This window comes from Pseudomonas sp. B22(2017), assembly GCF_002113105.1.
Lineage (GTDB): Bacteria > Pseudomonadota > Gammaproteobacteria > Pseudomonadales > Pseudomonadaceae > Aquipseudomonas > Aquipseudomonas asiatica.
Map to the genome: position 1 here is coordinate 268,872 of NZ_NEJN01000004.1, position 15,971 is coordinate 284,842.

The window sequence follows — 15,971 nt, forward strand, 5'->3', positions numbered from 1 at the left end:
GCAGTAGGCCGGCAACCAAGTTTGCGTGAATGAGGACCAATGTAATGGGTAAGAATGTCGTCGTCCTGGGCACCCAGTGGGGTGATGAGGGCAAAGGCAAGATCGTCGATCTGCTGACCGAACATGCTGCCGCCGTAGTGCGCTACCAGGGTGGCCACAACGCGGGTCACACCCTGGTGATCAACGGTGAAAAGACCGTTCTGCACCTGATTCCGTCCGGTATCCTGCGTGAAGGCGTACAGTGCCTGATCGGCAACGGCGTGGTCGTTGCCCCGGATGCCCTGATGCGTGAAATCACCAAGCTGGAAGAGAAGGGCGTGCCGGTGCGCGAGCGCCTGCGCATCAGCCCGGCTGCGCCGCTGATCCTGTCGTACCACGTTGCCCTGGACCAGGCCCGCGAAAAAGCCCGCGGCGAAGCCAAGATCGGTACCACCGGTCGCGGTATCGGCCCAGCCTACGAAGACAAGGTCGCACGCCGCGGCCTGCGCGTGGGCGACCTGTTCCACCGCGAGCGTTTCGCCGCCAAGCTGGGTGAGCTGCTGGACTACCACAACTTCCAGCTGGTGAACTACTACAAAGAGCCGGCCATCGACTTCCAGCAGACCCTGGACGAGTGCATGGCCTATGCCGAACAGCTCAAGCCGATGATGCTCGACGTCACCGCCGAGCTGCACAACCTGCGTCGCGCTGGCAAGGACATCATGTTCGAAGGTGCCCAGGGCTCGCTGCTGGACATCGACCACGGTACCTACCCGTACGTCACCAGCTCCAACACCACCGCTGGCGGTATCTCCACCGGTTCTGGCGTTGGCCCGATGTACCTGGACTACATCCTGGGTATCACCAAGGCCTACACCACTCGCGTAGGTTCCGGTCCGTTCCCGACCGAACTGTTCGACGAGACTGGCGCTACCCTGGCCAAGCGTGGCCATGAGTTCGGCTCCACCACCGGCCGTGCGCGCCGTTGCGGCTGGTTCGATGCCGTGATCCTGCGTCGCGCCATCGACGTCAACAGCATCTCGGGCATCTGTCTGACCAAGCTGGACGTACTGGATGGCCTGGAAACCATCAACATCTGCGTTGGCTACAAGAACGAGAACGGTGCCGTCATCGACGCGCCTTCCGATGCCGACAGCTACATCGGCCTGGAGCCGGTGTACGAAGAGATGCCAGGCTGGAGCGAATCGACCCTGGGCGTGAAAACCCTGGAAGAACTGCCGGCTAACGCTCGCGCCTATATCAAGCGCATCGAAGAGCTGATCGGCGCGCCGATCGACATCATCTCCACCGGCCCGGACCGCAACGAGACCATCGTGCTGCGTCATCCGTTTGCCTGATCTGCCTTCCAGGCTGATCTGACGCCGTGGCCCTGAAAGGGGCTGCGGCGTTTTCATTTGTGGGGTATGCCTGTACTGGCCCTATCGCCGGCAAGCCGGCTCCCACAGGGACCTCGCAACCCCCAAGACTTGTGGTGAACCTGTGGGAGCTGGCTTGCCGGCGATAGGGCCGGTGCAGGCAAGCACACTGCTGAACCTTGGCATTTATCCCTGCTGCCTCCGGCACAACCCTTGCTGTAAGAAGTTTCTGTAGATGCCATCAGAATAGTGGCGCCAGAAAACACGAGGGTTCACCGTGTCTGCCATCCTCTCACTGTTACGAAGCCGCCTTTTGCGGCCTGTGTTTGTTGCCCTTGGTATCGCTCTTTTGGTGCAGGTGCTGGTCGCCGTTGCGCTTACCCGAAGCACGGTCACCGCCCTGGAAGCCGACCTGGGTGAACGCCTGGGCAATGACAGCCGCCAACTCGCCAGTGAGTTGGAGCAAGCCGGGCAAGATGTGCGCTCAGGCCTCGACGGCCTCTCCAGCAGCACCCGCCAGCGCCTGAGTGCAGGTTTGTCGGCACGTCTGCAAAGCGAGCAGCAGCAGCTGCGCAGCACGCTGGAGAAGAACCTCAAGGACTCCGCCAACGATATGGCCGAGCTGCTGGCGTCGGTCGCACCGCGGGCGATCTGGGACAACGATGTGCCGGTGCTCTCCGACTTCGCGCGCCGCGCCCAGCGCAACCCCAACGTGCTGTTTGTGGTTTACGACGACGCTCAGGGCCAGCACCTTACCCGCTACCTGAACCGGCAGAACCCGATCAACCAGGCGTTGATGGAAAAAGGTCAGGGCGAGCGTGCGCTGGACAAGGTGATCGACGCGGCACGGCGGGACCCGGCGGTGTACTTCGTCGAGGCCTCAATCAGCCCCAATGGTGCGGAAATCGGCAAGGTGGTGATGGGTGTTTCCACGGCTGGCATCGACCAGGAGCTCAAGGCGCTCGACCAGCGCTTCGCCGCCCTTATCACCAGTGGTGAGCAACTGGTCGGTGACAGCCTGGTCGGTGCTGCGGCTGAGAGTGGCAACACCCTGCGCGAGCGTTTGGAAAAGGCCCAGGGCAGCGCCGCCGCGATGCAGGCCAATACAGCACAGACGGTTCGCGATGCTGCTGCAGAGCTGCGTTGGCGCATCGGCCTGGGGCTGGTGCTGGTCGGCCTAGGGGTGCTGCTGGTGGTAGCCGTGGTGCTTGGCCGGCGGGTGTTGAGCAAGCTGCGCCTGCTGATCGCTGCACTCGACGACCTCGCTGCCGGTGAAGGCGACCTGACCAAGCGCGTGCTGCTCGACAGCCGCGATGAAATCGGCGACATGGCCTCGGCGGTGAACCGCTTTGTCGACAAGCTGCAGCCCATCGTGCGCGAGGCCGGCGAGGTGGCGCAGCGTACCGGCGTTGAGATTGGCGCAATGGCCCAGCGCAATGCCGGCGCCGATGCTGCCGCTGCGCTGCAACGCGATGAAGTGGCGGCCAGCCTGCGCGACCTGTCAAGCATGGCCGACGAGGCCCAGGCTGAAAGCCACGCGATGCAGGCAGCCCTGCAGCAGGTGGTGGATATCCGCCAGGCAACTGACGAGAACAGCCGCACATCAACCCAGCTAGCCGGTTTGATCGAGAACCTGGCCGGGCAGGTGGAGGCCGGCTCCCAGGTGATCGAGCGCCTGGCCAAGCAGAGCGAGCAGATCGAAGTGGTGCTGACGGTTATCCACGGCATCGCCGAACAGACCAACCTGCTGGCCTTGAACGCGGCCATCGAAGCCGCCCGTGCTGGTGAAACCGGGCGCGGGTTTGCCGTGGTGGCCGATGAGGTGCGGGCGCTGGCGAGCAAGACGCAAAGTTCCACGGGAGATATCCAGGCGCATATCGCCGCGCTGCAGAAGGGGGCCAAGGAGGCCGTGGCCACCATCAGCCAGGCCGGGCTCAAGGCCAGCGAAGGGCTGCTGGTGCTGCGTGACAACGAGCGCCGCCAGCAGTCGGTGCAGGCGGCGGTGGAGCAGGTGCATGCAGCCATCGGCCTGGCCACCCGGGCGGCCGAGCAGCAGGCGAGCGGGGCGCAGGCAGTGCGTGGACGGGTGGAAACCATACACGCCCAGGCCGAACGCTCGGCCGAGGTGGTGATGCAGACAACGGCCAGTAGCAAGGTGCTGGATGACCTGGCGGCACAGCTGCGTGCCAGCCTGGGCCAATTCAGAGCTTGATGCGGTCCCTGTAGGAGCGGCCTTGTGTCGCGAAAGGGCTGCGCAGCAGCCCCGGGATATCTGCTTGAACGCTGAAATTGCCGGGGCCGCTGCGCAGCCCTTTCGCGACACAAGGCCGCTCCTACAGCGAGTCATGTTGCTAAGCTGTCGGCGACACATGACAAAGGGAGTTGCTCATGTCCGCCCAACTGGTCGCCGCCAAGGCATGCCTTGATTTTCTCCACACTGACAGCGTGCAGCTGACGGTACCGCTGACCGCCCTGCAAGCCTACTGCGCCATGACCTCGGACGTCCCCGGCTGGCTGGCCTTGGCTTTTCAAATTCGCGACTACATCTCACGTCGTTTCAATGTCGCCGATATCCACGGCTTCACTCGCCGCGATCCAGAGCATGTACCAGCCGTCGGCGAGGGTCTGGACTTCTTCACTGTCGAGGCCATCAGCGACCAGCAACTGGTGCTGACCTCGCGCGATACGCACTTGGCCGTCATGGTCTGCATGGATGTGTCGACAGGGGAGTGCGGCTTCCCGCAGTTGAACGTGACCACCTCGGTGAAGTGCTTCAACACCTTTGGGCGTTTGTACATGGTACCGGTTGGATGGGTTCATGGCGTGATCGTGCGGCGGATGCTGAGCAACTTGCAGGGCGATCGTTTCGAGCGTCGATAAGCAGCAGATTCTTACCTGATAAATCAGAATTTTTACCTGATGTTGTAGGTAACTTCCCAAAGTTTGCCTTGGTGAGCGCGTGCTATTGCGTGGCTTGGCACAGGGAACTAGTGTCAACCGGGCCTTGAGGCGACAGCGCTAATCCGCCGTGAGCTTTTCAGGCACAACCGCAAGACGACAATATCAGAGCGTTGTCGTTATCAGCCCAAACATTACCAGGGAGAGGTAAGCATGGCTTTCGATGCTTATATTCAAATCAACGAAATCGCTGGTGAGGCGCTGGACGAGCAGTTCACTAACTGGATCGAGATCGCTGGCTATAAGTTTGGTGCCAACCAGAGCACCTCTGCCACCGCCAGTTCTGCGGGCGGCGCATCATCAGGCCGCACCACCCTCACCAACTTCTCTTTCACCAAGCACCTGGACAGCGCCAGCTGCAAGCTGCTGGAAGCCAGCTGTGCCGGCCAGCACCTGAAAGAAGTGAAGTTGGTGCTGTGTCGTGCGGGTGGCGACAAGCTCAAGTACTACGAGGTCGTCCTCGAAGAAGTGATCATCGCTGACTACACCCAGAGCGCCAGTGCCGGCGTGCCGATGGAGGTGGTGCAACTGAACTATGGCCGTATCAAGACCACCTACACGCGTCAGAAACGCCTCGATGGCGGTGCTGGTGGCAACGTCACGGGCGGCTGGGACCGTATTAACAACAAAAAGTATGCGTGAGGTACGACCATGTCCGAGGCGCGTAGCTTTATCAATTCCCATGCACAGTCGTATGAGTCGCTGAAGGCCGATACAGCCATGAACGCGAATCAGCGGGCCAAGTTTGATGTGTTGAATGCGCATATCCTCAACACTGTTGTTTTCCCTGGCGAGCTGATAATCGTGGGTGACCCAAGCACGCCGTCCTGTACTGCTCATGAGGCATTTCTCATGGGGAAGGCGTTAGGTATACACCTTGACATCGAATTGAACGGCGGTGGGTTTGACGGGTTCCTTCTGGAAAATTTTGAACTGCTGCAGAGCTTGCTGTCCCGTGCTTCAATCGGCGCAGGTACAGCTAGTGACGCTTGGAGTAAGTATCTTGAAGCTATCAAGAAAACGTTAGAGGAGATAGAGCAGCTACACCGAGATTATTTGCATCAAGGCACGTTGAAAGCTCGTGATGAATTCTACTCGAAACGTACAGCGTTGTTTTTGAAGTTGGAGGGGCAGTTGGATAGTATGGCTGCGTATGGGGCAGGGTTGCGCAATCGGGGTAAAATCAAGCATGCGCTGGATATATCTACCAAAAGATTTCTTCACGGTGGTGAGATTAAAGGGTATGCAGAAAAAATATCTGGCGTGGCGAAGGCCGCTAATTGGGCAAAAAAAGGTACGTATTTAGGGATGGCGCTTGATGTGGCGTCAACCGAACTGTCCATTCGTAACGCTTGCGTGCTTGGGCGGGAGGATGAGTGTAGAAAGGCTAAGTATGTCGAAAGGAGTTCGCTAGTTGCCGGATTGATGGGCGGTAGCCTGGGTGGCTATGTCGGGGGATTGGCGGGTCCGGCGGTATGCCTCGCTGTAGGAATACCCACCGCTGGAACGGGGGCTATTACTTGCGCGGTAATCGTGGGGGCTGCTGGAGGTGTCTTGGGTGGAGGTCTGGGTACGATGGGAGGAGAGTCTTTTGGGGAGGTTTTGTATGAGACAGTACGATGAGTAATATACAGATCGTGGTGTTCGGTATATCCCTACTGGCTACGACAATTCTACTTTTTGGCGTTTGGGTTATCGTCGCATTTCGCTGGCTGGAGGAAATCGAATCATTTTTTCATAATAGTCGAATGGTAATAGATAACAAGCGGTTGTATTTTCATGCGGGCATGTTAGGTCGAATGATGCGCTTGGGGTCAATTTCCGTCATGCTGTCAATAAAGGGCTTCAGCATTCGTAAGGGTATGCTGGATGCTGGAGATGTCCACAGTGCTCCTCTCGGGTTAACGAGGATCTTAATAGGGTTGTGGTTTTTTCATCTGTTTTTGTTTGTTGTGTTTGGGGTGTTTTGCATTTGGTTGAGGTTTCGAACGTAGATCAGGGGAGCGATGGCCGAGGAAATTGGATTTGGGGTGCTGGTGATAGATTTAAGCGTGTTCTGTTTTGATCCTGGGTGGTTTGCGCTCATTATATTTGGCCTGATGATTCCTGTTGAGGTCATGGGTGCTTACGTGATTTATCGCTATACCGATATGTTTGAAACCTATCTGCCAAATTGTAAGGTGGTAAGTGATTACAAAAAGGTGTTTTCCAACTACGGGTTTTGGGGTAAATCCGTACGTGCGGGGTCGATTGGCATGGTGTTGATGATTCCGAGGCTGTATGCGCGTAGAGGTCTGGTTGACCTCGATGAGGTAGGGCGCTTTCCGATTAAGTGGAGAAGGGTGCTAGTTACTTTGAATGTTTTATTGTTCTTCTTGTTCGGTGCTATGTTTGTGTTTAGTGGCTGGGAATCGTTTTACAATAGTCATTGTTAGATTGTTTAGGTATGGGTTTTTGGTTGTTCTTGGTTTTTTGGTGTTTCGACGGAGTGGGCAGTTCAGGTGAGAAGTGCTGGTTGCGTTTTTCTAATGTTTAGCAGGAATCTGCCCCGGACCGAGTGGTGGCTCGGGGCGTTTTCTCAAGCCTTGTTCAAATACATCCGCGTAGTCAGCAGATAAACCGGCAACCCCGAAACCACAATCAACAACGCCGCATAAGGCGCCGCCGCCGCGAACTCGACGTTGGCCGTATGCGCCCATACCTCGGTGGCCAGGGTGGTCATGCCGGTCGGGCTGAGCAGCAAGGTAGCTGTCAGTTCCTTCATGGCATCCAGGAACACCAGGGCAAAGGCTGCCGCCATGGCCGGGAAGATGATCGGCAAGGTCACCCGGCAAAACGCGGCAAAGCTGCTCGCGCCCAAGGTGCGTGCGGCTTCCTCCAGCGTCGGCGAAGCCTTGTTCAGTGCGGTGCGCACCGGCGACTGCGCCAGCGGCAGGAACAGCAGCGCATAGGCCAGCAGCAACAGTGCCGTGGTCTGGTACAGCGCCGGCACGTAATGCAGGGCGAAGAACACCAGGGTCAGGGCAATCACCAGGCCGGGCAGGGCGTGCAACAGGTATGGCAGGCGCTCGGCCCAGATTGCCAGGCGGCCCTTGTAGCGCACCACCAGGAAGCTGATTGGCAGGGCTAGCAACACGCAGAGACCGGCACCCCCCAGCGACACCGACAACGAGGTGAACAGCGCCTTGGAAATGGCTGCAACAGGGAATGCCGCCGATGAACCCACGCTCAACCAGTAGCCGAGCATGGCCAGCGGAATACCGCTGCCCAACACCGCCAGGCCCACGCAGAACAGTTGCGCCAGCACTGCCCAACCACGCAGCCGCACCGGTTGTGCTCGCCGCGCCACACCCTGGCCGATGCGCACGTGGCGGGCCTTGCCACGTACCCGCAGTTCAAGCCACAGCATCACCAGGCACATCGCCAACAGTACGGCGGACAGCATGGCCGCGTTGGCATTGCTGAACTCCAGTTCGAACTGCTGGTAAATCGCCGTGGTGAAGGTTTGCAAGCCGAGGATCGACAAAGCGCCGAACTCCACCAGCATGTGCAGGGCGATCAGCAGCGCGCCGCCCAGCATCGATGGCCACAGCAGCGGCAGGGTGACCTTGATGAATACGCCCCAGCGGCTGCAGCCCAGCGTACGTGCCGATTCCTCCAGCGAGGTATCGAGGTTGCGCAGGGTCGCGGCCACCGGCAGGAACACCAGTGGGTACTTGGACAGGGCCATGACCATGATCGCCCCGCCCAGCCCTTCGAAGTCCGAGCTCAGCGACACCCAGGTGAAGCTGCTGACGAACGACGGCACGGCGAACGGCAGGCACAGCACCACGCCCCACAACCGGCGGCCGGCCAGGTTGCTGCGCTCCAGCAGCCAGGCCAGGGCCAAGCCGACCACCATGCAGGTCAGCGTCACCCCGACCATCAGCATCAGGGTGTTGCGCATCAGCCCCCAGACAAACGGCCGCCACAGCAGGTGCAAGGCTTCGCGCCAGCCGGCCTCCCAGGCTTTCATGGCAACGTACAGCAAAGGCAGCAAGCTCATCGCTACCAGGAACAGCACAGGCAGCACCACCCAGACGGAGGGGCGCTTGCGGCGCGGTACGAAGCGTACCGGCACCGGCTCGGACAGGGCGGCAGTCATCAGAGCAGGCCGACCTCGCGCTCAAGCTCGATCGCTTCCTCGGCATTGCCCAGGTCGGCTGGTGAGATCTTCGGCGGGCGCAGGTCTTCGAACGGTTTCAGGCCACGGTCGGAGACCATGCCTTTGTGCAGCGGGTACTCGGCGGTGGTCTGGGTGATCACGCGCTGGCCTTCTTCGCTGGCCATCCAGTTGAGCAGGGCCTGGGCTTCTTTCGGGTGCTTGCTGGCCTTGACCACCGCTGCGCCGGAAATGGTGACCAGGTTGCCGGCATCGCCATCGGCCAGGTAGTAGAGCTTGGTGTCCAGCTTGCCGCGCTCGCGCTCCAGCGCATACCAGTAGTAGTTGTTCACCAGTACCGCAGCCACTTCGCCTTTTTCCACGGCTTTGAGGGCGACCATGTTGTTGGTGTAGGTCTTGCCGAATGCCTTCAGGCCGGTCAGCCATTCTTCGGTGGCTTCTCGCCCGTGCATCTTCAGGATGGCCACGGCCTGTTCCTGGAAGGCGCCGCTGGTGGGCACATAGCCGACGCGGCCTTCCCACTCGGGGTTGGCAAAGTCCATCACTGTGGTCGGCAAGTCTTTCTCGTCGACCTTCTTCGGGTTGAAGACGACGATGCGCGTACGGGCGGTGATGCCCATCCAGGTGCCGTTGGCGCCAACGTACTCCTTGGGCATCATGTTCGCGGTGGCGTCATCGATCTTTGCCAGCAGGCCCAGTTCGCCCAGGTTGTTCAGGGGGGGGGACTCTTCGGTGTAGATGATGTCGGCCGGCGAGCGTTCGCCTTCCTCGATGATCTGGCTGGCCAGCTGGTTGCTGCTGCCCTTGCGAATATTGATGTGGACGCCGGTCTTGGCCTCGTAGGCCTTGGCGATGGCCTCGCCGATTTCCTTGTGCTGACCGTTGTACATGGTCAGGGTGACCGGTGCGTCTGCCATGGCGGCCGGAGCGCCGATGGCCAGGCTCAGCACGGCGGCGGCCAAGGTACGCATCAGCGGTTGCGGGCGGATCGTCATGCGGGTACTTCCTCGCTTACGGCTACATATTTGGAAACAATGGTAAACGAAATCGTTTCTCAAGTGGCCGGGTGACGAGAAATTCATGGTCAGACCAAGGTGCAAGAGTCTGAAGGTGTCAGGTATTTCACTAGCCGGAAGGCCTGTGATGATTCTGTGGGAGCGGGCGCGCCCGCGAAGAGGCCGGCACAGGTTTGCACCTATGACCGAAAGAGGAGGGATACAAAAATCGCAGGCAAGAAAAAACCCACTAGCAAGGCTAGTGGGTTTTTGTATGGTGCCCAGGAGAAGACTCGAACTTCCACGACCGTTAAGTCACTGATACCTGAAACCAGCGCGTCTACCAATTCCGCCACCTGGGCAAAGCTTTGCATCATCTGAGGAAGGCGACTATCGTTCGCTTTCACACAGTAGTAACAGATCCTTGGTCATCTGTTACTTGAAAATATTTGGTGCCCAGGAGAAGACTCGAACTTCCACGGCCGTTAAGCCACTGATACCTGAAACCAGCGCGTCTACCAATTCCGCCACCTGGGCACACATTCGAGATTACTTGATGCTTTACAGCGCCGCTCATCTCTACTACAACTTCGGGGTTGTCCGTCGTTGTGGTGCGCACTATACGGACGGTCCGGGGGGCTGTAAACCCCCCAAGCAAAAAAAATTTCAAAAAATTCAACTTGTTGATTCCGCAGGCCTATTCGTCCTCGCCAGACACGCCGGTGGGGCTGTCCAAGGCTGACATTTCCGGTTTCAATACGCCTATGCCAGAATTCCTATCTATATACCCCAAGGTGAACCCCTTCTGATGGCCGATTGGCAATCCCTCGATCCCGAGGCCGCTCGCGAAGCGGAAAAATACGACAACCCCATTCCCAGCCGTGAGCTGATCCTGCAGCGCCTCGCCGACCGTGGCGAACCGGCCGCACGCGAGGAGCTGGCGGCCGAGTTCGGTCTTTACGACGAAGACCAGATCGAAGCCCTGCGCCGCCGCCTGCGTGCCATGGAGCGCGATGGCCAGCTTATCTATACCCGGCGCGGCACTTATGCCCCGGTAGACAAGCTGGACCTGATCTGCGGCCGCGTCTCCGGTCACCGCGACGGCTTCGGCTTCCTTATTCCGGACGACGGCAGCGAAGATCTGTTCCTCAGCCCGTCGCAAATGCGCCTGGTGTTCGATGGTGACCGCGGCCTGGCCCGCGTCTCTGGCGTCGACCGCCGTGGCCGCCGTGAAGGCGTGCTGGTCGAAATCATCTCCCGCGCCCACGAAAGCGTGGTCGGCCGTTACTTCGAAGAAGGCGGTATCGGCTACGTGACCCCGGACAACCCGAAGATCCAGCAGGAAGTGCTGGTCACCGCCGGGCGCAACGGCGGGGCCAAGATCGGCCAGTTCGTCGAGATCAAGATCACCCACTGGCCGACGCCGCGCTTCCAGCCGCAGGGCGATGTGGTCGAGGTCATCGGCAACTACATGGCGCCGGGCATGGAAATCGACGTTGCCCTGCGCAGCTACGATATCCCGCACGTCTGGCCCAAAGAGGTGATCAAGGAGGCGCGCAAGTTCCGCTCCGAAGTCGAAGAGAAGGACAAGGAGAAGCGCGTCGATCTGCGCCACCTGCCGTTCGTCACCATCGACGGCGAGGACGCCCGCGACTTCGACGACGCGGTCTATTGCGAACCGCTGGGCAAGCTGCGCCTGTTCTCCGGTGGCTGGCGCCTGTATGTGGCCATTGCCGATGTGTCCAGCTACGTTCGCCTGGGCTCGGCCCTGGACGTCGAGGCCCAGCAGCGCGGCAACTCGGTGTACTTCCCCGAGCGCGTGGTACCGATGCTCCCCGAAGAGCTGTCCAACGGCCTGTGCTCGCTGAACCCGCATGTCGATCGCCTGGCGATGGTCTGCGAAATGACCATGAACAAAGCCGGCCAGATGGTCGACTACCAGTTCTACGAAGGCGTCATCCACTCCCACGCCCGCCTGACCTACAACAAGGTCAGCAGCATGCTCGAGCACTCCCGCACCCGTGAGGGCAAGGCGCTGCGCGAGGAGTACAAGGCAGTCGTCCCGGACCTGAAGAACCTGTACAACCTGTACAAGGTGCTGGTGGAGGCCCGTCACGCCCGTGGCGCGATCGACTTCGAGACCCAGGAAACCCGCATCATCTTCGGTGACGAGCGCAAGATCGCGGAAATCCGCCCGACCGTGCGCAACGACGCCCACAAGCTGATCGAAGAATGCATGCTGGCGGCCAACGTGGCCACCGCCGAATTCCTGCAGAAGCACGGCGTGCCGGCCCTGTACCGCGTGCACGACGGCCCGCCGCCGGAGCGTCTGGAAAAGCTGCGCGCCTTCTTGGGCGAACTAGGCCTGACCCTGCACAAGGGCAAGGATCCGTCGCCGAAGGATTACCAGGCACTGCTGGCGAGCATCGCCGGGCGCCCGGACTTCCACCTGATCCAGACCGTGATGCTGCGTTCGTTGAGCCAGGCGGTGTACAGCACCGACAACAACGGCCACTTCGGCCTGAACTACGAGGCGTACACCCACTTCACCTCGCCGATCCGTCGCTACCCGGACCTGCTGGTGCACCGCGCCATCCGCAGCATCATCCGTTCCAGGGTCGACACCCCGCACGTCAAGCGTGCTGGCGCCATGAGCATTCCCAAGGCGCGTATCTACCCGTACGACGAGAACACTCTCGAGCAGCTCGGCGAGCAGTGCTCGATGACCGAGCGCCGGGCCGATGAAGCCACCCGTGACGTGGTCAACTGGCTCAAGTGCGAGTTCATGAAGGACCGCGTCGGCGAAACCTTCCCGGGTGTGATCACTGCGGTAACCGGTTTCGGCCTGTTCGTCGAGCTGACCGATATCTATGTGGAAGGCCTGGTGCACGTCAGTGCGCTGCCGGGTGACTACTACCACTTCGACCCGGTGCACCACCGCCTGTCTGGCGAGCGTACCGGTCGCAGCTTCCGACTGGGCGACACGATCGAGGTCAAGGTCATGCGCGTCGACCTGGACGAACGCAAGATCGACTTCGAAGTGTCGGAAAAGACCCTCGCCGCCCCGATCGGCCGCAAGCAGCGTGGTGCCGCACCGGCTGCCGGCCAGGCCGAGCAGGCCCCGGTCGAGGCCAAGGCCACACCGAAGCCGCGCAGCCGCAAGAGCGAGACCGCCGAGGCGTACTTCCCGAAAGACGCTGTGCAGCGTAACGCCGAAGTGCGCAAGAGCCGCGAAATGAAGAAGGCACTGATGAGCGAGGCGCGCAGTGGCGGCCATGCCAGCAGCAAGTCGGAAAAGGGCGGCAAGGCCTCCGGCAAGCCGACCAAGCACCGTAAAGGCCCGTCGAAGTCCGGCGCGCCACGCAAGAGCAAGAGCAAGTCATGAGTCAGCTGGAAAAGATCTACGGCGTGCACGCCGTGCAGGCATTGCTGCAGCACCATCCGAAGCGGGTCAAGCAGATCTGGCTGTCGGAAGGGCGCAGCGAGCCTCGCCTGCAGGCGTTGCTGGCGCTGGCTGCGGAAAATCGCGTGGCGGTCGGCCAGGCCGAGCGTCGTGAGATGGATGCCTGGGTAGAAGGCGTGCACCAGGGTGTGGTCGCCGAGGTGAGCCCGAGCCAGGTCTGGGGCGAATTGATGCTCGAGGAATTGCTCGAACGCACCGAAACACCACCGCTGATCCTGGTGCTGGACGGTGTGACCGACCCGCACAACCTTGGCGCCTGCCTGCGTACCGCCGATGCCGCCGGCGCCACGGCAGTGGTGGTGCCCAAGGACAAGTCCGCAACCCTGACACCGGTCGTGCGCAAGGTGGCCTGTGGCGCTGCGGAGGTGATCCCGCTTGTGGCTGTGACCAACCTGGCGCGCACCCTGGAAAAACTACAGCAGCGTGGCCTGTGGGTGGTAGGTACCGCCGGCGAGGCCGAGCAGGAGATCTACCAGCAGGACCTGACTGGGCCGTTGGTGATGATCATGGGCGCGGAAGGCAAGGGCATGCGCCGGTTGACCCGCGAGCATTGCGATTTCCTGGTGAAGTTGCCGATGGGCGGTAGTGTCAGCAGCCTGAACGTGTCGGTGGCGACTGGCGTGTGCCTGTTCGAGGCTGTGCGTCAGCGTCAGGCCAAGCGCTGATCTATAACCTGCGCCGGCCTCTTCGCGGGCACGCCCGCTCCCACAGGTAATCTGCAATGCCAAAGGCAGCAGTTGATCTGTGGGAGCGGGCGTGCCCGCGAATGGGCCCTGACACATTCTGAATATTTTTCAGGCTGTTCAAATATTCACCAATCACCTTGCTTGTACGCCTCGCCTTCTCTACAATTGCGCCCCTTGCCGAGCTGGCAGGCGCGCATGTGCCTCCCCTCCGTGCAAGACATACAGTGTCATTCACTCCTTGTCTGACCAGATTCGCTGGCAGACTACTAACCCGTAAGGAGCATTCATGCGTCATTACGAAATCATCTTCCTGGTTCACCCGGACCAGAGCGAGCAAGTCGGCGGCATGGTTGAGCGTTACACCAAGCTGATCGAAGAAGATGGTGGCAAGATCCACCGCCTGGAAGACTGGGGCCGTCGTCAACTGGCCTACGCAATCAACAATGTTCACAAGGCTCACTACGTGATGCTGAACGTTGAGTGCACCGGCAAGGCCCTGGCCGAGCTGGAAGACAACTTCCGCTACAACGATGCCGTTATCCGTAACCTGGTCATCCGTCGTGACGAAGCCGTTACCGGCCAGTCCGAGATGCTGAAGGCTGAAGAAAACCGCAGCGAGCGCCGTGAGCGTCGTGAGCGTCCTGAGCATGCTGAATCCGCCGACGGCGACGACAGCAATGACAGCGACTCCAGCGATAACGCTGACGAGTAATCCACGGACCTTTAGAGGAGCCTATTAAATGGCACGTTTCTTCCGTCGTCGTAAATTCTGCCGCTTCACTGCTGAAGACGTGAAAGAGATCGACTTCAAAGATCTCAACACCCTGAAAGCTTACGTATCCGAAACCGGCAAGATCGTTCCAAGCCGTATCACCGGTACCAAAGCTCGTTATCAGCGTCAGCTGGCTACCGCTATCAAGCGCGCCCGCTTCCTGGCCCTGCTGCCCTACACCGACAGCCACGGCCGCTGAGACCGGGTCGTCGACAAGCAGTAAGGGATTAGCATGCGAGCGTTAGCAAGTTTCATCATGCGCGGTCGTGTGCAGGCCACCCTGGTGGTGGTCATCAGCGCGGTACTGCCGCTGCTGTTCTGGTTGAGTGCCGCTGCCGGCAGCCTTGTGCTGCTGCGGCGTGGGTTCAAGGATGCTACAACGGTCATCGCCGGCGGCCTGCTGGCCGGGCTGGCCGTGTGGGTCATGGGCGATCCCATCACCTTTCTGGTGATCGCGGGTGCCCTGGGCCTGGCTGCGCTGTTGCGCGCCGAGCATCCCTGGAGCCGGGTGTTGCTGGTCAGTGCCGTGTTCGCCGTGGCTTTCAGCCTCGTGCTCGATCTGGCGCTGGCGCAAACCTTCGATGTACTGGCCAAGGCCTTTGCCGAAGCCATGCCGAAAATCGAGGGGCAGCCGGTGCTCTCCGGTGAGCTGATCCGCCCTGTGCTGGTCGCTTCCACAGCAGTGACGGTGCAATTGTTCAGTGTGCTGGCCTTGGTGCTGGCGCGCTACTGGCAGGCAGCGTTGTACAACCCTGGAGGCTTCGGTCGCGAGTTTCGCGCCCTGAAGTTGCCGAAACAGACCATGGCGGTCTTGGTGGCAGTGATGGTGGTGGCCCCGTTCATTGGGCCGCAGTTCATCGTCCTGGCATCGGCCTCCAGCCTGGTACTGGTGCTGGCCGGCATCGCCTTGATGCATGGGCTGGTGGCACAGGGTCGACTGGCCGGTTTCTGGCTGGTGGGCATGTACGTGACGCTGCCGCTGATCATGCAGCTGATTTATCCGTTGCTGGTGGTTCTGGCCATTGTCGACAGCCTGATTGATTTTCGCGGTCGCAAGTCCCCCAAGGGGAATGACTCCGCGAACGGTGAAGGTTAAAAGTTAAGAGGTTTTACCAAATGGAACTGATCCTGCTGGAAAAAGTCGCTAACCTGGGCAACCTGGGCGACAAAGTAAAAGTTAAGGCTGGTTACGGCCGTAACTTCCTGCTGCCATTCGGCAAGGCCACCGTTGCCAACGCCGCCAACCTGGCTGCGTTCGAAGAGCGTCGCGCCGAGCTGGAAAAAGCAGCTGCTGACAAGAAAGCTTCGGCTGAAAGCCGCGCTGCCCAACTGGCCGAGCTGGAAGTGACCATCACTGCCACCGCTGGCGACGAAGGCAAGCTGTTCGGTTCGATCGGCACCCACGACATCGCTGACGCCCTGACCGCCTCCGGCGTTGAAGTGGCCAAGGCTGAAGTTCGTCTGCCGAACGGCACCATCCGTCAGGTTGGCGAATACGACGTAGCCGTGCACCTGCACAGCGACGTTGAAGCCACCGTACGCGTGGTCGTCGTAGCTGCCTAAGCTGCGCTGACTGTCTG

At 60.3% G+C, this 15,971-nt stretch carries 14 protein-coding genes, 2 tRNA genes and 1 pseudogene; 13 read left to right on the plus strand and 4 right to left on the minus strand.

The features are described 5' to 3' along the window. The first annotated feature begins 44 nt into the window (after nt 1–44). From CAG18_RS11570 to CAG18_RS11600, 7 genes and pseudogenes are all read left to right on the plus strand, one after another. Nucleotides 45–1,337 (plus strand): adenylosuccinate synthase, encoded by a 1,293-nt coding sequence (locus CAG18_RS11570; RefSeq protein WP_013974430.1) that lies wholly within the window; start codon nt 45–47, stop codon nt 1,335–1,337. A gap of 1,111 nt (nt 1,338–2,448) precedes the next feature. After that, nucleotides 2,449–2,661: pseudogene (locus CAG18_RS27485) on the plus strand (methyl-accepting chemotaxis protein); the annotation flags it as partial. Between the two features lie 201 nt (nt 2,662–2,862). After that, nucleotides 2,863–3,567: a methyl-accepting chemotaxis protein gene (locus tag CAG18_RS27490; RefSeq protein WP_371053067.1), complete on the plus strand. Its 705-nt coding sequence runs from the start codon at nt 2,863–2,865 to the stop codon at nt 3,565–3,567. A 176-nt stretch (nt 3,568–3,743) separates the two neighbouring features. Continuing rightward, the gene (locus CAG18_RS11580; protein WP_085720920.1) at nt 3,744–4,235 is read left to right on the plus strand and encodes a DUF2867 domain-containing protein; all 492 of its coding nucleotides are present in this window, start codon (nt 3,744–3,746) and stop codon (nt 4,233–4,235) included. A gap of 231 nt (nt 4,236–4,466) precedes the next feature. Continuing rightward, the gene (locus CAG18_RS11585; RefSeq protein WP_003259004.1) at nt 4,467–4,955 is read left to right on the plus strand and encodes a type VI secretion system tube protein Hcp; all 489 of its coding nucleotides are present in this window, start codon (nt 4,467–4,469) and stop codon (nt 4,953–4,955) included. 9 nt (nt 4,956–4,964) lie between these two features. After that, nucleotides 4,965–5,936, plus strand: a complete 972-nt coding sequence (locus tag CAG18_RS11590) for a hypothetical protein (RefSeq protein ID WP_085720921.1) — start codon at nt 4,965–4,967, stop codon at nt 5,934–5,936. 383 nt (nt 5,937–6,319) lie between these two features. Next, nucleotides 6,320–6,748: a hypothetical protein gene (locus CAG18_RS11600; RefSeq protein WP_003259005.1), complete on the plus strand. Its 429-nt coding sequence runs from the start codon at nt 6,320–6,322 to the stop codon at nt 6,746–6,748. A gap of 143 nt (nt 6,749–6,891) precedes the next feature. On the opposite strand, the gene CAG18_RS11605 is transcribed toward CAG18_RS11600, so the two are convergent. The 4 genes from CAG18_RS11605 to CAG18_RS11620 all read right to left on the minus strand — a co-directional run bounded on the left by CAG18_RS11605 (nt 6,892) and on the right by CAG18_RS11620 (nt 10,007). Then, nucleotides 6,892–8,457: an iron ABC transporter permease gene (locus tag CAG18_RS11605; RefSeq protein WP_085720923.1), complete on the minus strand. Its 1,566-nt coding sequence runs from the start codon at nt 8,455–8,457 to the stop codon at nt 6,892–6,894. Continuing rightward, on the minus strand, nt 8,457–9,470 hold the full coding sequence (locus tag CAG18_RS11610; protein ID WP_085720924.1) for an extracellular solute-binding protein: 1,014 nt from the start codon (nt 9,468–9,470) through the stop codon (nt 8,457–8,459). The genes CAG18_RS11605 and CAG18_RS11610 overlap by 1 nt, the downstream gene beginning before the upstream one ends. A gap of 275 nt (nt 9,471–9,745) precedes the next feature. After that, nucleotides 9,746–9,832 (minus strand) — tRNA-Leu (locus CAG18_RS11615). A gap of 88 nt (nt 9,833–9,920) precedes the next feature. Beyond that, nucleotides 9,921–10,007: transfer RNA gene (locus tag CAG18_RS11620), tRNA-Leu, on the minus strand. A 271-nt stretch (nt 10,008–10,278) separates the two neighbouring features. Between CAG18_RS11620 and rnr the strand changes: the two genes are divergently transcribed. From rnr to rplI, 6 genes are all read left to right on the plus strand, one after another. After that, entirely contained in the window at nt 10,279–12,855 is a 2,577-nt protein-coding gene (gene rnr, locus CAG18_RS11625) for a ribonuclease R (RefSeq protein ID WP_085720925.1), read from the plus strand. Continuing rightward, nucleotides 12,852–13,598 (plus strand): 23S rRNA (guanosine(2251)-2'-O)-methyltransferase RlmB, encoded by a 747-nt coding sequence (rlmB, locus tag CAG18_RS11630; RefSeq protein ID WP_003259007.1) that lies wholly within the window; start codon nt 12,852–12,854, stop codon nt 13,596–13,598. Before rnr ends, rlmB begins: the two co-directional genes overlap by 4 nt. A 307-nt stretch (nt 13,599–13,905) precedes the next feature. Next, nucleotides 13,906–14,331 (plus strand): 30S ribosomal protein S6, encoded by a 426-nt coding sequence (gene rpsF / locus CAG18_RS11635; RefSeq protein ID WP_013974420.1) that lies wholly within the window; start codon nt 13,906–13,908, stop codon nt 14,329–14,331. A 28-nt stretch (nt 14,332–14,359) separates the two neighbouring features. Then, nucleotides 14,360–14,590, plus strand: coding sequence for a 30S ribosomal protein S18 (gene rpsR / locus CAG18_RS11640; RefSeq protein WP_003249563.1), 231 nt, complete (start codon nt 14,360–14,362; stop codon nt 14,588–14,590). A 33-nt stretch (nt 14,591–14,623) separates the two neighbouring features. Next, complete coding sequence (locus CAG18_RS11645) at nt 14,624–15,487, plus strand: hypothetical protein (protein WP_003259010.1); 864 nt, start codon at nt 14,624–14,626, stop codon at nt 15,485–15,487. Nucleotides 15,488–15,507: 20 nt separating this feature from the next. Continuing rightward, nucleotides 15,508–15,954 (plus strand): 50S ribosomal protein L9, encoded by a 447-nt coding sequence (rplI, locus tag CAG18_RS11650; protein ID WP_003249568.1) that lies wholly within the window; start codon nt 15,508–15,510, stop codon nt 15,952–15,954. The last annotated feature ends 17 nt before the right edge of the window (nt 15,955–15,971 follow it).

Excerpts from the sequence above, each read along its gene's own strand:
- rnr (WP_085720925.1), top strand. The coding sequence starts at position 10,279 with ATGGCCGATTGGCAATCCCTCGATCCCGAGGCCGCTCGCGAAGCGGAA.
- CAG18_RS11600 (WP_003259005.1), top strand. The coding sequence starts at position 6,320 with ATGGCCGAGGAAATTGGATTTGGGGTGCTGGTGATAGATTTAAGCGTG.
- CAG18_RS11590 (WP_085720921.1), top strand. The coding sequence starts at position 4,965 with ATGTCCGAGGCGCGTAGCTTTATCAATTCCCATGCACAGTCGTATGAG.
- CAG18_RS11610 (WP_085720924.1), bottom strand. The coding sequence starts at position 9,470 with ATGACGATCCGCCCGCAACCGCTGATGCGTACCTTGGCCGCCGCCGTG.
- CAG18_RS11585 (WP_003259004.1), top strand. The coding sequence starts at position 4,467 with ATGGCTTTCGATGCTTATATTCAAATCAACGAAATCGCTGGTGAGGCG.
- rpsF (WP_013974420.1), top strand. The coding sequence starts at position 13,906 with ATGCGTCATTACGAAATCATCTTCCTGGTTCACCCGGACCAGAGCGAG.
- CAG18_RS11605 (WP_085720923.1), bottom strand. The coding sequence starts at position 8,457 with ATGACTGCCGCCCTGTCCGAGCCGGTGCCGGTACGCTTCGTACCGCGC.
- CAG18_RS11580 (WP_085720920.1), top strand. The coding sequence starts at position 3,744 with ATGTCCGCCCAACTGGTCGCCGCCAAGGCATGCCTTGATTTTCTCCAC.
- CAG18_RS27490 (WP_371053067.1), top strand. The coding sequence starts at position 2,863 with ATGGCCGACGAGGCCCAGGCTGAAAGCCACGCGATGCAGGCAGCCCTG.
- rlmB (WP_003259007.1), top strand. The coding sequence starts at position 12,852 with ATGAGTCAGCTGGAAAAGATCTACGGCGTGCACGCCGTGCAGGCATTG.
- rplI (WP_003249568.1), top strand. The coding sequence starts at position 15,508 with ATGGAACTGATCCTGCTGGAAAAAGTCGCTAACCTGGGCAACCTGGGC.
- CAG18_RS11645 (WP_003259010.1), top strand. The coding sequence starts at position 14,624 with ATGCGAGCGTTAGCAAGTTTCATCATGCGCGGTCGTGTGCAGGCCACC.
- CAG18_RS11570 (WP_013974430.1), top strand. The coding sequence starts at position 45 with ATGGGTAAGAATGTCGTCGTCCTGGGCACCCAGTGGGGTGATGAGGGC.
- rpsR (WP_003249563.1), top strand. The coding sequence starts at position 14,360 with ATGGCACGTTTCTTCCGTCGTCGTAAATTCTGCCGCTTCACTGCTGAA.